At 61.5% G+C, this 13,479-nt stretch carries 12 protein-coding genes; 4 read left to right on the forward strand and 8 right to left on the reverse strand.

Features of this window, described 5'->3' with window-relative positions; all coding sequences use genetic code 11:
* Position 1: 1 nt before the first annotated feature.
* Together V5N12_RS10860 and cdd are read right to left on the reverse strand one after the other, a co-directional pair.
* Positions 2 to 817, reverse strand: coding sequence for a nucleoside phosphorylase (locus tag V5N12_RS10860; protein ID WP_332899188.1), 816 nt, complete (start codon positions 815 to 817; stop codon positions 2 to 4).
* Positions 817 to 1,203 (reverse strand): cytidine deaminase, encoded by a 387-nt coding sequence (gene cdd / locus V5N12_RS10865; RefSeq protein WP_332899189.1) that lies wholly within the window; start codon positions 1,201 to 1,203, stop codon positions 817 to 819. Before cdd ends, V5N12_RS10860 begins: the two co-directional genes overlap by 1 nt.
* A gap of 147 nt (positions 1,204 to 1,350) precedes the next feature.
* Between cdd and V5N12_RS10870 the strand changes: the two genes are divergently transcribed.
* Positions 1,351 to 2,106 (forward strand): SDR family oxidoreductase, encoded by a 756-nt coding sequence (locus V5N12_RS10870; RefSeq protein ID WP_332899190.1) that lies wholly within the window; start codon positions 1,351 to 1,353, stop codon positions 2,104 to 2,106.
* A gap of 16 nt (positions 2,107 to 2,122) precedes the next feature.
* Here V5N12_RS10870 and V5N12_RS10875 read toward each other — a convergent pair whose 3' ends face one another.
* The 6 genes from V5N12_RS10875 to V5N12_RS10900 all read right to left on the reverse strand — a co-directional run bounded on the left by V5N12_RS10875 (position 2,123) and on the right by V5N12_RS10900 (position 9,029).
* Complete coding sequence (locus tag V5N12_RS10875) at positions 2,123 to 3,196, reverse strand: ABC transporter permease (protein ID WP_332899191.1); 1,074 nt, start codon at positions 3,194 to 3,196, stop codon at positions 2,123 to 2,125.
* Positions 3,193 to 4,347: an ABC transporter permease gene (locus V5N12_RS10880; RefSeq protein WP_442904976.1), complete on the reverse strand. Its 1,155-nt coding sequence runs from the start codon at positions 4,345 to 4,347 to the stop codon at positions 3,193 to 3,195. The genes V5N12_RS10875 and V5N12_RS10880 overlap by 4 nt, the downstream gene beginning before the upstream one ends.
* 29 nt (positions 4,348 to 4,376) lie before the next feature.
* Positions 4,377 to 5,924, reverse strand: coding sequence for an ABC transporter ATP-binding protein (locus tag V5N12_RS10885; RefSeq protein ID WP_332899193.1), 1,548 nt, complete (start codon positions 5,922 to 5,924; stop codon positions 4,377 to 4,379).
* A 65-nt stretch (positions 5,925 to 5,989) separates the two neighbouring features.
* A complete protein-coding gene (locus V5N12_RS10890; RefSeq protein ID WP_332899194.1) occupies positions 5,990 to 7,105 on the reverse strand; it encodes a BMP family lipoprotein in 1,116 nt (371 codons plus the stop codon).
* A gap of 62 nt (positions 7,106 to 7,167) precedes the next feature.
* Positions 7,168 to 8,520, reverse strand: coding sequence for a phosphopentomutase/phosphoglucosamine mutase (locus tag V5N12_RS10895; protein ID WP_332899195.1), 1,353 nt, complete (start codon positions 8,518 to 8,520; stop codon positions 7,168 to 7,170).
* A gap of 47 nt (positions 8,521 to 8,567) precedes the next feature.
* Entirely contained in the window at positions 8,568 to 9,029 is a 462-nt protein-coding gene (locus V5N12_RS10900) for a DUF5793 family protein (protein WP_332899196.1), read from the reverse strand.
* Positions 9,030 to 9,125: 96 nt separating this feature from the next.
* On the opposite strand from V5N12_RS10900, the gene V5N12_RS10905 reads away from it, so the two are divergent.
* From V5N12_RS10905 to V5N12_RS10915, 3 genes are all read left to right on the forward strand, one after another.
* On the forward strand, positions 9,126 to 9,626 hold the full coding sequence (locus V5N12_RS10905) for a DUF7549 family protein (protein WP_332899197.1): 501 nt from the start codon (positions 9,126 to 9,128) through the stop codon (positions 9,624 to 9,626).
* Positions 9,627 to 9,707: 81 nt separating this feature from the next.
* Complete coding sequence (locus V5N12_RS10910) at positions 9,708 to 11,363, forward strand: type II/IV secretion system ATPase subunit (protein ID WP_332899198.1); 1,656 nt, start codon at positions 9,708 to 9,710, stop codon at positions 11,361 to 11,363.
* Positions 11,363 to 13,447: a type II secretion system F family protein gene (locus tag V5N12_RS10915; RefSeq protein ID WP_332899199.1), complete on the forward strand. Its 2,085-nt coding sequence runs from the start codon at positions 11,363 to 11,365 to the stop codon at positions 13,445 to 13,447. Before V5N12_RS10910 ends, V5N12_RS10915 begins: the two co-directional genes overlap by 1 nt.
* Positions 13,448 to 13,479 lie beyond the last annotated feature (32 nt).

Here is a 13,479-nt window from a genome sequence, read left to right on the forward strand (position 1 = left end):
CTTATTCCAGCGGAAGGCCCGGATGCCACTGGTCGGCTCCGGCCTCTTTCGCGGCTTCGTCCATCTTCGCTAAGAGTTTCACCGCGAGCGACGCCGTCTCCGCCGCACGGCCTTCGCCTTCGGTGCGGAACTCTCCTGTTACCCGGTTCGCGTAAACGGTACAGACCGCCCCGGCGCGAAGCCCGTAGATGTTGGCGATGGTCATGATGGCGGAGGCCTCCATCTCGATGTTCTTCACGTTCGCGTCTTTGAGTTCCGCTATCATCTCTTCTGCCCCGCGGGCTTCGAAGCCTTCGAACCCGGCGCGACCTTGCCCGGCGTAGAAGCTGTCTGCGGACATCGTAATTCCCGTGTGGTAATCGTAGCCGAGGCGTTCTGCGGCCGCAATCAAGGCCATGACGACCTGCTGGTCTGCGACGGCAGGGTAGTCCTCGCGGACGTATTCGGAACTCGTGCCTTCTTGGCGGACGCCGCCGGTCGTAATCACGAGGTCGCCAACGTCCATCTCGGGCTGGATTGCGCCACACGAGCCGACGCGGATGAACGTGTCCACGCCGATGCGTGCGAGTTCTTCGACGGCGATGGCGGCAGAGGGACTGCCGATACCCGTAGAGGTGACGCTAATCTCTGCGCCGTCGTAGCTGCCCGTCGCGGTACGATATTCGCGGTGTGCGCCGCGAATCTCGAAGTCGTCCCAGAACTGGGTGATCTTCTCTACGCGGTCTGGGTCGCCGGGAAGGAGCACGGCGTTTGCAACGTCGTCGGAGCCGACGCCGAGGTGGTACTGTACGTCGTCGTTTGGGTCTTCTGCGTCCATTATTTGAGGTGGGATTCGGTGATGGTGTTTGGGAGCAGTTCACCGAGGGTGTACTCGGTCACGTCTTCGCCCTCATCACAGAGCACGGTGAGGTTGGAATCACAGAACTCAGAGAGAGTCTGGCGACACATGCCACAGGGCGTAACGCCGTCGCGTCGCCCGGAACTGACGGCGATGCGGACGAAGTCGCGGTGGCCGTTTTTCACGGCTTCTGCGATGGCGACTTCCTCTGCGTGCAGCGAGTTAGAGTAGTTCGCGTTCTCCAGATTACAGCCGGTGAACACGGTTCCGTCCGCAGTTTCTACGGCCGCACCCACGCGATAGTCGGAGTACGGCACGTGCGCCGCAGACTGAATCTCGCGGGCGGCTTCGATGAGGGCGTCCATGCGCGAACTACGAGGAGGCGGTAAAAATAGCCACCGTGATGGGCTGAAACGTGTCGGGCGCGAAAAGTGATTGAACAGTCAGGAAACCGTGGAAATGAAAGAATATTGATGTACCGTAGTGCCCTCTAGGGGATGGGGTAGAATCCAATGAATGGAATCGAGGGAAAGGTAGCGATTGTTACGGGAGCGAGTTCGGGGATTGGTCGCGCAGCGGCGATGCGGTTTGCCGAAGAAGGCGCGAACGTCGTCGTCGGGGACGTTCTTGAAGACGGCGGGCAAGAGACCGTCGATATGATAACCGACGCGGGCGGCGAGGCGACATTCGTCCGGGTCGAAGTGACCAACGACGCGGACGTGAAGGCGCTCGTCGAGACGACGCTCGATGTGTACGGCGGCCTCGATTTCGCCCACAACAACGCCGGTATCGAAGGCGAGATGTCACAACTCGCAGACACCCCGGACGACGACTGGGCGCGCGTCATCGACGTGAACCTGACCGGCGTCTGGCGCTGCATGAAACACGAGATTCCGGTGATGATTGAACGCGGTGGCGGAGCCATCGTCAACACCTCGTCGGTCGCCGGGCTGATGGCCGCCGGTGGCGGGCCATACGTGGCGAGCAAACACGGTATCATCGGCCTCACGCGGGTTGCGGCCGTCGAATACGCCAAACAGGGGATTCGCGTGAACGCGGTCTGTCCGGGCGTCGTAGACACGCCAATGGTAAGCCGGGCCGCAGAAGACGCGCCGGAACTCATCGACCAGTTCGTCGCCATGCAACCGCTCGGGCGGATGGCAGAGCCAAGCGAAATTGCGAGCGCTGTCGTATTCCTCTGTAGCGACGACGCCTCGTTCATCACGGCGCACCCGCTCCCGGTCGATGGTGGCCTGCTGGCTATCTGAGAAAAGGGGTTTCGCGTTAGTCTTCGCCCGAGTCGTAGTGCTCACCGGCCGCGGCTGGCAGGCGCGTGCGGCCCACGAGCGCGAGAACGACGATGACGAGGACGAACGGAATCATCTGGATGATGGATTTCGGGATGCCGATACCGAGAATCTGCAGGCGGAACTGTAGGGCTTCGAGCGTTGCGAACAACAGCGAAGCAAGGAACGTCCCGACTGGGTTGTAGTTCCCGAACAGGTACGCGGTGATGGCGATGAAGCCACGACCGTTGACGATGGTCGCACCGCCGCCGGTGAACTTTCCGACGAGCACGAGCGAGAGTGCCGCGCCGCCGATGCCGGTGAGTGCTCCGGAGAGCAGGACGCTCCCGTAGCGCACGCGGCGAACGTCGATGCCCGCCGTGTCGAGTGCCTTCGGGTTCTCACCACTTGCACGAATCCACTGCCCGAACGGGGTGTGATAGAGGAAGTACCACGAAGCGGGCACGGCGATGAGCAGCATGTACACCGTCGGGTTCGCGTCGAACAGAATCGGCCCGACAACGGGAATCTGTGAGAGGCCCGGAATCGCAACCGTACTCAGGGTGTTCACGCTCGGGGAGTCGAACTGGCTGAACAGAACTTGGGCGGCGAACGGGCCGAGGCCGAGTGCAATCAGCCAGACGGCGAGGCCCGCGATAATCTGGTCTGCTTCTAAGTCGATGGTGACCACGGCAAACAGCAGGGAGAGCAGGATGCTCGTGAGGACGCCGATGGCGAAGCCGACCCATACCATGGTTTCCGAGGCCGCACCGGGGTCGTTCGTCAGGAGGGCGATGCTCGCCGCGCCCGCGAACGCGGAGACGATGAGCAGGCCTTCGAGGCCGATGTTGATGACGCCCGACTTCTCTGCGAACAGGCCGCCAAGGGCGGCGAAGGCGATTGGAACCGCGGTGCGGAGCGCGGCAGACGCGAGGTTGCCGTCGATGAGGGCAAACACGTCGCCCGCCGTCTCTGGGTCGGTGATGGCAAGCGCGAGGACGGCGACCACTGCGAGGACGCCAGCGCCGAGTGCGACTTTGCCGCGTTTGTCGAGTTGTTGGTATCGGTTCATTGGTCTTCACCGCCGTCGGTTGCGACGGCCGTCTTCGAGCCGACGTTGAATCGCGTGCCGAGCATGCGGAAGAACTCCGGCATGGCGACGAACAGGATGATGAGGCCACGAAGGACGCCCACCAACTGTGAGGGCACGTCAAGGTTGAAGTCGATTGCAACGCGCCCGACTTTGAGCATGCCAAACAGGAACGCCGCAAAGATGGCTCCCACCGGGTTGTTCCCGGCGAGGATGGAGACGGTGATGCCGTCGAACCCGAACGCGGGAGCCGTTGGCATCCAGCGACCGGTCACCATCAGGATGTACACTGCCCCGGCGATGCCGCCGAGCGCGCCCGACAGGCCCATCGAGATGACGGTCATCTTCTTCGCGCTCACGCCGCTGTAGGCGGCCGCGCCTTCCTGTATTCCGCTGATGCGCAGGTCGTAGCCAAACGCCGTGCGTGCGAGGAACCACGTCATCGCGGCGACGAGGGTGAGTGCAATCGCAAGCGCGACGAGCGAGAAGTCACCCGGGAATACCGAGGAGTCGAGCATCGCGTAGTCCGGAATCCGCGCCGTCTGCGTGTTGTTCGTGCTGTTCGGGTCTTTGAACCACGTCGAGACGATGAGCAGCGAGAGAAACGTCGCGACGAAGTTCAACATGATGGTCGTGATGACTTCGTTTGCCTCTGCGTAGGCTTTGAGCGCACCCGGAATCGCGCCGTAGAGGCCGCCGATGAGCGCGCCGACGAACAGCCCGAGTGGAATCAGGATGAGGCCGCCAGCGAGTCCGCCGGGAAGCGACGGGGCGAGCAGCGGGACGGTGATAGCCGTCGCCATCGAACCCATGACGAACTGCCCCTGCGTCCCGATGTTGAACAGGCCTGCGCGGAACGCGAGTGCGACCGACAGTCCGGTGAGCAGGAGAATCGTCGTCTGCTGGAGCGTCTCACCGAACACACCCGCATTCGAGAACGGCCCGGTGAACAGTTCGAGATATACCGAGACGGGGTTGTAACACGAGTAGCCCACGCCCGGGAAGAACAGGACTGGTTGTGAACACTCCGCGACGAACCCGGCGGCGAGCACGACGATGCCGCCGACGAAAATCGACGCGATGAGCGCGGCGATGCTGATGACGATGCGCTCTACCTTCGAGGCGGTCGTCATCCGCGCGACGGCGGCTTCGAACTGCTGTTTCACGAGCCATCACCTCCGTCGAATCCGGCGGGATACTCTCCGGCCATGAGCAAGCCGAGTTCTTCTTCGGTCACGTCTTCGGGGTCTACTATCGCCATAAATTCGCCGTCGTGCATCACCGCAAGCCGGTCTGAGAGCTGGGTGACTTCTTCGAGTTTCGAGGAGACGAGTAAGACAGCAGTGCCCTCGTTTCTGAGGCCGATGAGCTGGTCGTGGATGAACTCAATCGACCCCACGTCCACGCCGCGGGTCGGGTGGGCGGCGACGACGAAGTCGGGATTTCGCTTGAACTCACGGCCGACGATGAACTTCTGTTGGTTCCCGCCCGAGAGCGACTCTGCGGTCGCGCGCTTGTCCGGCGGTCGCACGTCGTACTCGTCGATGATTTCTGCGGCGTGATTCTCGGTGTAGTCCCAGTCGATACGCACGCCGCTCGCAAACGGCGCTGTGTGCTGGTTGCCGAGGGCGGCGTTCTGGATGAGGTCGTAGTCCATGACGACCCCGCTTTCTTGCCGGTCTTCGGGGATGTAGGACATCCCGCGCTCGATGCGCTCTCTGCGTGGGAGGTCGGTGATGGTATTGCCCTGATAGACGATGTCGCCCGTATCAATCGACGACAGCCCGGTGATGGCGTTGATGAGTTCTGACTGGCCGTTGCCGTCAACGCCTGCAATGCCGAACACCTCGCCCGACTTCACTTCGAAGGCTAAGTCGGTGAGTTTCGCCACGCCGCGGTCGTCGCGCACGCTCACCGACTCGACGCCGAGCACCTGCTCGCCGGGGTTTGCGGCCGTTTTATCGACTTCGAGCATGACCTCGCGGCCGACCATCAGCTCTGCGAGTTCTTCACGGCTCGTGGCGTTGGCATCGACGCTGCCGACGTTCTTGCCGTCGCGGAGAACGGTGATGTCGTCTGCGGCTTCCATCGCCTCGCCCAACTTGTGCGAGATGAAGATGATGGTCTTTCCTTGGTCGGTCAGTTCGTCGAACACGGTGAACAACTCCTCGACCTCTTGGGGGGTGAGGACGGCTGTTGGCTCGTCTAGGATGAGGATGTCTGCGCCACGGTAGAGGGCTTTCAGAATCTCGACGCGCTGTTGTTCACCGACGCTCACCGATTCGAGTGGCGCGGTGGGGTTTACGTCGAATCCGTATCTGTCTGCGAGTTCGGTGACTTCTGCGATGGCCTTCTTCCGGTCCATCGACAGGCCGAACCACTTTCGTGGCTCGTTCCCGAGGACGACGTTGTCCGCGACGGTCATCGGGTCGACCAGCATGAAGTGCTGGTGAATCATCCCGATGCCGGTCTTGATGGCGTCGCGGGGGGAGGAAAAGTCGCGGGGGGTGCCGTTTATGTTGACGGTGCCCTCGTTTGGCTTGTACAGTCCGTAGAGGACGTTCATCAGGGTCGTCTTTCCGGCACCGTTCTCACCGAGCAGCGCGTGGACGCTTCCTTGCTCGACGGTCAGGTCGACATTGTCGTTGGCAACTACGCCCGGAAACCGCTTCGTAATCCCGGCTAGTCGTACGGCTGGTGTCTCACTCATTGAAATAGTTCCGCTAGTTTGCCCGAGGCTTCGGCGGGTTCAGGCAAGTATTGAACGGTTTCCGATTACAGTTCGGACGGAACCGTAATCTCGCCGTCTACGATCTGCTGTTTGCTCTCTTCGAGTTTGCTCTTTACGTCCTCAGGGATAGCGCTGCCGAGTTCTTGGCCGTACACTGCCTCGACACCGCCTTCGTCGAGACCGAGGCGGTTTTCGACGCCACCTTCGAAGTTGCCGTTGACGACGGCTTCGACCGACTCGTACACGGCGAGGTCGACGTGCTTGACCATGCTCGCGAGGATGACGTTCTTGTATTCGGCGTTGGATTTCGACTGGTCTGCGTCGACACCCATGGCGAAGCGCCCTTTCTGGCGGGCAGCCTGGAAGACACCGAGGCCGGTGCCACCTGCGGCGTGGTAGACGATGTCCGCGCCGTTTTCGTACATCGTGAGTGCGATTTCCTTGCCCTTTGCGGGGTCGTTGAACGCGCCTGCGTAGGCGGACTGGACTTCGATGCTGTCGTCGTGGTGGGCGACACCTGCTTTGAAGCCAGCGAGGAACTTTTCGATGAGCGGAATCTCGAAGCCACCGACGAAGCCAACGGACTTCTCGTTTGGCTTCGTGGAACTCTCGCCTGCACTGAACTCTTGGGTCGAGAGCAGTGCCGTGAGGTAGCCAATCTGGAACGAGCCTTGGTGCTCTTTGAAGCGGTAGTTTGCGACGTTGCCGAGCATCTCACCGTCTTCGGTCTGGGCGGTTTCGTCGATGAGGACGAAACTCTGGTCTGGGAACTCCTGGGCGTTTGCGACCATGCCGTCTTTCTGGACGAAGCCGACGCCCGTCACGAGGTCGTAGTTCGGGTCTGTCTCCTGGGCAAACCGCTTCTGGAGGTCACCAACCTGTGAGGCTTCCTCTGGCTCCGCGTTCTCGTACTCAACGTTGTACTCTTCTGCGGCTTGTTTGACGCCCTGATGGGCCATGTCGTTGAAGGACTTGTCACCGAGACCGCCGGTGGCGTAGACCATACCCACGTTGACTGGGTCTTCGCCGCCGTCGCCACCGTCGCCGCCGTCGGTGGATTCGCTGTCAGAGGATGAGTTTGTGTTGGTGGTACAACCGGCGAGGCCAGCGACACCGAGGGCACTCGCTGCTTTGAGGAATCGTCTGCGGTCGACAGGCATGTCTCACAAAAGAAACGAAGAACTGTATAAATCGTTCGTTTTAGTTTACAGTATGTGCTAGTTTAGCGCTCCACAACGGCTGTTTTTACAATTTCGATGACTGTGGAAACAAGGGTATCGACGTCCTCACTTTCTGCATACACTCTGACATACGGCTCGGTTCCGCTTGGGCGAACGAGCACCCACGACCCGTCTTCGCGTTCGAGGCGAACGCCGTACTCAGTCGACACAGTGGCGTCGGGGAACGCGGCGGGCAGTGCCGTTTCGAGTTCGGCCATCGCGGCTTCCTTCCGGTCATCGGGGCACTCGGTGCTGACTTTGCGATACGGCCGCTCGGTGACCGGCTCTCTGAGCGCGTTGAGACCGTGGGCAGCGACGAGTCGAGCGAACACCGCGGCGCTCGCGGGCCCGTCAATCCAGCCGCCGAACTGCGTGTGGATGTGTTTCCACGGCTCTGCGGCGAACACGACGCTCGTCCCCTCTGTGCCGGTTTCGAGCGCGGTTTCGATGCCTTCGTGGAGCGCGCCAAGCCGGACGCGTTCGACGCGCCCACCGGCTTCACGGACGCGCTCGTCGATACGCGCAGACGCATTCGGCGTCGTCACGACGACGGGGTCTTCGGCCGTGCTCGTGCGCACGTAGTGTTCTGCGAAGATGGCGACGATGGTGTCTTCGTGAACCACATCGCCATTTCCATCGACGAACACCGAGCGGTCTGCGTCGCCGTCGTGGCCGATGCCGAAGGCGAAATCGCCGTCTGCGAGGAACGCCCGCAGGTCTGCGAGCGTCTCGGGCGTTGGCTTGCTCTCGCGGCCGGGGAAGTGGCCGTCTACGTTGCCGTTCAACGTGACGACGTGCGCGCCGAGTTCGCGGAGCACCTGTGGCGTGGCGAGCGCGGCCATCCCGTTGCCACAGTCGACGACGACTTTGAGACCGTCTAGCGGCGCGCCCATCGTCGTGGCGTACTCACAGACGGCCTTGCGGTAGGCGGAGAGCGGTTCGCTTGTGCTCGCGGCCCCCCACTCGTCCCAGTCGATGGGTGATTGCCCGTCTGCGACGCGCTGTTCGATGCGGCGCTCTGCGTCGCGGTCGTATTCGACGCCGTCACAAAAGAGCTTGAGCCCGTTGTCCTGCGGTGGGTTGTGGCTCGCCGTAATCATCACGCCGTGGCGACCCTGTGCAGCAAACGCAAGCGCTGGGGTCGGCAGTTGTCCGGCGCGATAGACGCTCACACCGGCGCTTTCGAGTCCGGCTTCGAGGGCGGCGGCGAGCGCAGGGCCAGTCTCGCGGCCGTCACGCCCGACGACGAACTCGTCGTGTTCGTCACCGGCGGCTCTACCAACGGCGAGCGCCAGCGACGGCGTTACTCGGTCGCGGGCACTTCCGCGGATACCCGCTGTTCCGAACAGTTCCATACCTCGGATTTTGCTGGCGGCTATTTATTTCCACGTAGTTCGACCCGTCAGAGTTCGACGCCGCTCGGGATGAGGCTGTGTTGGTGGAGCAACTCACCCGTGTGGCTGTAGACGAGGAAGGTCGCCTTCTCGAACGCTACGTCGCCAGCTGGGCCGTCCAGATGGAGTGTGTAGTGTTTTTCGTCGTCTGCGAGGTTCCCATAGCGCCGTGCGACACGGATGAACCGGAGGACATCGCGCGTTTTGAGATTCACTTCTAAGATGAACTCGCCATTGGTTCGATTGGTCACCGCGAGGACGCCTTTGCTGTCGTCTGCCTCGATGGGACGTTTCAGTCGGAACGAAACGTCAACGTCGGCTGCGGCGAGCGGTGTTCCATCGGCTTGGTTGAGCCAGCCGCTGAACTTCTCTCGAGGGCCGGTGTAAGAGATCGAAAGCGTTGGTTGCTGGGGCTCTGAGGTCTCGTCGTCGAGGTTTGTGAAAGACACCCCGAAATAATCGCGCCTCATTGCGTGTGTCAATGTGGCGCATGGGTATGAACGTACCGTTGTGTCAGACGCGCGTCTTGCGGTACTTTTTACTCACTGACAGTGGCGATGTGAGTTATGGCATGGGTCAATAGTGAGTATGCAAACGAACTCGCCGTCTTGGCGACGTGGCTCTCGGCGCTGATGCCGTGGTCGTTTTCTGTCGCGTCTCTCGATTTCGGAACCGTCGTCGTCATCCGGTTTTTGTTCTTCCACATTCAGTACGTCCTCGGCGTCTCGTTTGGCGACCAAGAGCAAATCCTGTTCACCGTCCTCGAACTGCAGACGTTCTACGAAAACGCCCAGACCATCCTCGCCCAGCAGATTTGGTTGGTCGGCGCCGTCGTGTTCGTCCTCGCACTCGCGTTCAGCATCGCGCTGTACCTCGCAGAAGACCGCGTTGCGAACGCGCGCGCAGACCCCGTGCGGGTGCTCGGCGGCCTGTTGTTCCTCACCGGACTCTTGCTCACCGCCGCGACCGTGTTGCTCTATCAGTCCTTTGTCGGCGTCGCCATCCCGCTTGGCGCCCTGTTCTTGCTCGTGTTCGGCGTCACGCTTCTCCGGGTCGAACGCGCCTGAGTTAGGGTCGGATTTATGTAGGTTCCGCCTGTCAGTCATGACAGTAACCGGACGCCCACGAGGGGCAACGGCGGGGATTCCATGGCAAACGAGTTATCATCTGAAACTGACACTCAGGCGCACCACGACGAAGACGCGAGCGTGCTCTCGCAGTTTCAACAGTGGCTTTCGCGCGCATCGAAGATGTTGACCGGCTCTACGCTGAGCCTCACCAACTACGACCCAACCGCAGACGGGCCGCTCGTGACGTTCAGCGGCCTTCCCGGCTGGGAAGAACTCGACCGCTACTGGGTGAACGCCCCCTTCGCCTTCGTCGCCATTCTCTACAGCCCCGAGAAAAACGACCACCGGTATCACGTCGTCGAGCCAGACCTCTCGCCGGTCGAAGCGCGCCTGCTCGAAACCCTCGTAGACGACATTCGTGACCCGTTGCTCTACCGAGATTCGACGGACACCGAACCAGAAGCGGTGTTGAAAGACGAACTCAGAAAGCGCCTAGAGGAGTACGGCGTGACCGTCGAGATGGCGACGTTCTACCGACTGTTCTACTATCTCAACCGGTCGTTTCTCGGCTACGGCAAGCTCGACCCGCTCATGCACGACCCGCACGTAGAGGACATCTCATGTGACGGCTACGACATCCCGCTGTTCATCTACCACGACCAGCAGGACAACATCGAGACCACCATCACCTTCAGTCAGGCGGAACTCGACAACTTCGTCATCCAACTCGCCCAGCGCTCAGGCAAGCACATCTCGATTGGCGCACCCGTCGTCGGGACGACACTCCCTGACGGCAGCCGTGCAGAACTCGTCATGGGCGAGGAAGTGACGCCGCGTGGCTCTGCGTTCACGATTCGTCGCTACGCGACCGACCCGCTCACGCCGATCGACCTCATCAACTACGAGACGTTCACCCTCCGCCAGATGGCGTATCTCTGGCTCGGCATTGAGAGCGGGAAATCACTCATCTTCGCGGGTGGGACGGCGTCCGGGAAGACCACATCGATGAACGCCGTGTCGATGTTCATCCCGCCGCGGGCGAAGGTGTTGACCATCGAAGACACCCACGAACTCACGCTGTATCACGACAACTGGCTTTCTTCGGTCACCCGCGAGCGCCTCGACGAAGCCGCGGACATCACGATGTACGACCTGCTGCGCTCTGCGCTGCGCCACCGCCCCGAGTACATCATCGTCGGTGAGGTGCGCGGCGAGGAAGCGATGACGCTGTTTCAGGCGATGAACACGGGCCACACCACCTACTCGACGATGCACGCAGACAGCGTCCAGACGGCCATCAACCGCCTCGAAAACGAACCCATCAACGTCCCGCGCCAGATGGTGCAGTCGCTCGATATCCTCTGTATTCAGTCGCTCGTTCGCGTCGAGGGCGAACGCTCACGGCGCAATCGGACGATTGCGGAAATAGAGGGCATCAACCAGCGAACCGGCGAACTCGACTACGCGACTGCCTACACCTGGGACGCGAGCACGGACACCGTCTCAGAAGGGACGAGCACCGTGTTAGACGAAATTCGCGACGAGCGTGGCTGGTCGCAGAGCCGACTGCTAAATGAGGTGCGCGACCGTCGTCGATTCCTCGAATATCTGCGGGAAGAAGGGGTGAACGACTACCGCCAGTTCACGGCAATGGTGAACGAATACTATGCCGATAAGGACGCTGTGATGGCGCAGGTTGACGCACACCGCGCACAGAGACCCTCTGCAGAATAATGGCTCCAGTCCCTCTTTCCGTACTTCCGCTGGTCTTCGTCGCCATTATCGCGGTGCTCCTCGCTGCCACCCCGTACAGCACCCGTGTCAATCGGATGTTTACGCGTCTCGCGCTCGCTTCGTTCGGAAACGCCGTCGAGCGAGCGCCGGCGCGTCTGACACGGCGGCGGACGCTCCAGCGCGCACACATCGACGTCCCGTACCGAGTGTACGCGGCGAAATCGCTCCTCTACAGTGCCATCGCGGCGGTTGGTGCGGCGATTGTTGGCGTCTACGTCGCCACCTCGCTGCTCATCGTGGCCGGGCTTTGGAACGATCAACTCGTCGGACAGCTGCCTGCGCTCGCCGCGCTCGGGCGGCTTCCGGGGGCACAGATTCCCGCACTGCGCCGGTTTCTGTTCTTATTCGTCACGAGCACCAGCAGCGGGCTCGTCGCCGCAATCGTCACCTTCCGGCTCCGCTGGGGTGTTCCGAAAGCGCACGCCGATGGGCGCGAACGCCGGATTGATGCAAGCCTCGCGCGGACGGTGGCGTTCATGTACGCCCTGTCGCGTGGCGGGATGGCCTTCCCGAAAATCATGCGGGCACTCCGTGACAACAGCGCTGTCTACGGCGAGTCGGCAACAGAGTTCGCCGTCGCCGTCAGGGACATGGACTTGCTCGGGGCGGACATCATCACTGCCATTCAACGTGTCTCGCGACGAACTCCGAGTCGAGAACTGAAGACCTTCCTCGAAAACCTCTCAAGCAACCTCCAGAGCGGCCAGAGCGTCTCTGTGTTCCTCCGAGAGGAGTACGACCGCCGCAAGCAAGAAGCGGAGGTTCGCCAAGCATCGTTCCTCGAACTGCTCGGGGCGTTCGCGGAAGGCTACGTCTCGCTGCTCGTCGTCGGGCCGCTGTTTTTCATCACGGTGTTGCTCATCATCGGTCTCGTGAGCGGCGGGACGTTGGTTGCGCTCCAAGTCGTCGTCTATCTCGTGGTTCCGATGGCGACGCTCGCGTTCATCGTCTTTCTCGACCGCTATACGAATCCAGCAGGCGGCTTTACACAGAAGCGAACTTCGGTGTCCTCGCCGCTCGCCGTCACGGGGGTTCGCACCACCGACGCACCGGATGCGGCGCGTGCGCTCCCCGACGGCGGCTACGCGACGGATACAGAGCGAGACGTGCTCGCGCAGTTAACGTTGTACGAACACTTTCGCTCCGTCGCACAGGTGCTCGAACGCCCAGTTCAGACGCTGCTCACTCGACCGTTCGTGTTGCTCTACGTGACCGCGCCACTCGGCGCGCTCTGGGTGATGGTTCATGCGTGGCCCGCCTTCGTCCGCGGGACGGCGTCGGTTCTGGCGCTCGACGACGTGCTCGTCCAGAGCGTCCTGTTCGTCACAGCAACGTTCGCGGTGGTGTGGGAGATTCACGCCCACCGACGCGACACCATCGAAGCCGCGATTCCAGAGTTGTTCGAACGCCTCGCGAGCCTCAACGAAGCGGGCATGTCGGTCGTGGGTGGCATCGACAACATCCGGAACAGCGACCTTGGGGCGCTCGATGCAGAGATGGAACGTATCTGGAAGGACATCAGGTTTGGTTCGGACGTTGAGACGGCGCTCCACCGCTTCGACAAGCGCGTTCGCGCCCCGGGCGTTGCCCGCGCAGTGACACTCATCACGAACGCAATCCGGGCGAGCGGCGACATCGCACCCGTGCTCAGAATCGCCGCAGACGAGTCGCGCTCGCTCCAGCAACTGAGAGAAAAGCGCGAACAGGAGATGGTTGTCTACCTCATCATCACCTACATCTCGTTTTTCGTCTTCCTCATCATCGTCTACGTGATGGTGAACGTATTCATCCCGAGCATTCCGTCGGGTGAACTCGTCGAATCGACGGGACTGACGGGGCAGGTTGCGGGAATCACCGACGCAGAGAAACTCCAGTACACGACGATTTTCTTCCACGCGGCGCTCATTCAGGGCTTTTTCTCTGGGCTCGTGGGCGGACAGATGAGCGAAGGGACGATTCGCGCGGGCGCAAAACACGCAACGATAATGTTGTTCATCGCCTACGGGATGTTCCTGCTCGTCTGAGACAGAACTGCAAAGACCACTGGGCAAGTTGT

Origin of the sequence: Haladaptatus sp. CMSO5, assembly GCF_036689885.1 — an archaeon.
Lineage (GTDB): Archaea > Halobacteriota > Halobacteria > Halobacteriales > Halococcaceae > QDMS2.

What these genes read in the sequence shown, in the direction of transcription:
- V5N12_RS10860 (WP_332899188.1), bottom strand. Translation starts at nt 817, where the DNA reads ATGGACGCAGAAGACCCAAACGACGACGTACAGTACCACCTCGGCGTC.
- V5N12_RS10910 (WP_332899198.1), top strand. Translation starts at nt 9,708, where the DNA reads ATGGCAAACGAGTTATCATCTGAAACTGACACTCAGGCGCACCACGAC.
- V5N12_RS10895 (WP_332899195.1), bottom strand. Translation starts at nt 8,520, where the DNA reads ATGGAACTGTTCGGAACAGCGGGTATCCGCGGAAGTGCCCGCGACCGA.
- V5N12_RS10885 (WP_332899193.1), bottom strand. Translation starts at nt 5,924, where the DNA reads ATGAGTGAGACACCAGCCGTACGACTAGCCGGGATTACGAAGCGGTTT.
- V5N12_RS10905 (WP_332899197.1), top strand. Translation starts at nt 9,126, where the DNA reads ATGGCATGGGTCAATAGTGAGTATGCAAACGAACTCGCCGTCTTGGCG.
- V5N12_RS10890 (WP_332899194.1), bottom strand. Translation starts at nt 7,105, where the DNA reads ATGCCTGTCGACCGCAGACGATTCCTCAAAGCAGCGAGTGCCCTCGGT.
- V5N12_RS10870 (WP_332899190.1), top strand. Translation starts at nt 1,351, where the DNA reads ATGAATGGAATCGAGGGAAAGGTAGCGATTGTTACGGGAGCGAGTTCG.
- V5N12_RS10875 (WP_332899191.1), bottom strand. Translation starts at nt 3,196, where the DNA reads ATGAACCGATACCAACAACTCGACAAACGCGGCAAAGTCGCACTCGGC.
- cdd (WP_332899189.1), bottom strand. Translation starts at nt 1,203, where the DNA reads ATGGACGCCCTCATCGAAGCCGCCCGCGAGATTCAGTCTGCGGCGCAC.
- V5N12_RS10880 (WP_442904976.1), bottom strand. Translation starts at nt 4,347, where the DNA reads ATGACGACCGCCTCGAAGGTAGAGCGCATCGTCATCAGCATCGCCGCG.
- V5N12_RS10900 (WP_332899196.1), bottom strand. Translation starts at nt 9,029, where the DNA reads ATGAGGCGCGATTATTTCGGGGTGTCTTTCACAAACCTCGACGACGAG.
- V5N12_RS10915 (WP_332899199.1), top strand. Translation starts at nt 11,363, where the DNA reads ATGGCTCCAGTCCCTCTTTCCGTACTTCCGCTGGTCTTCGTCGCCATT.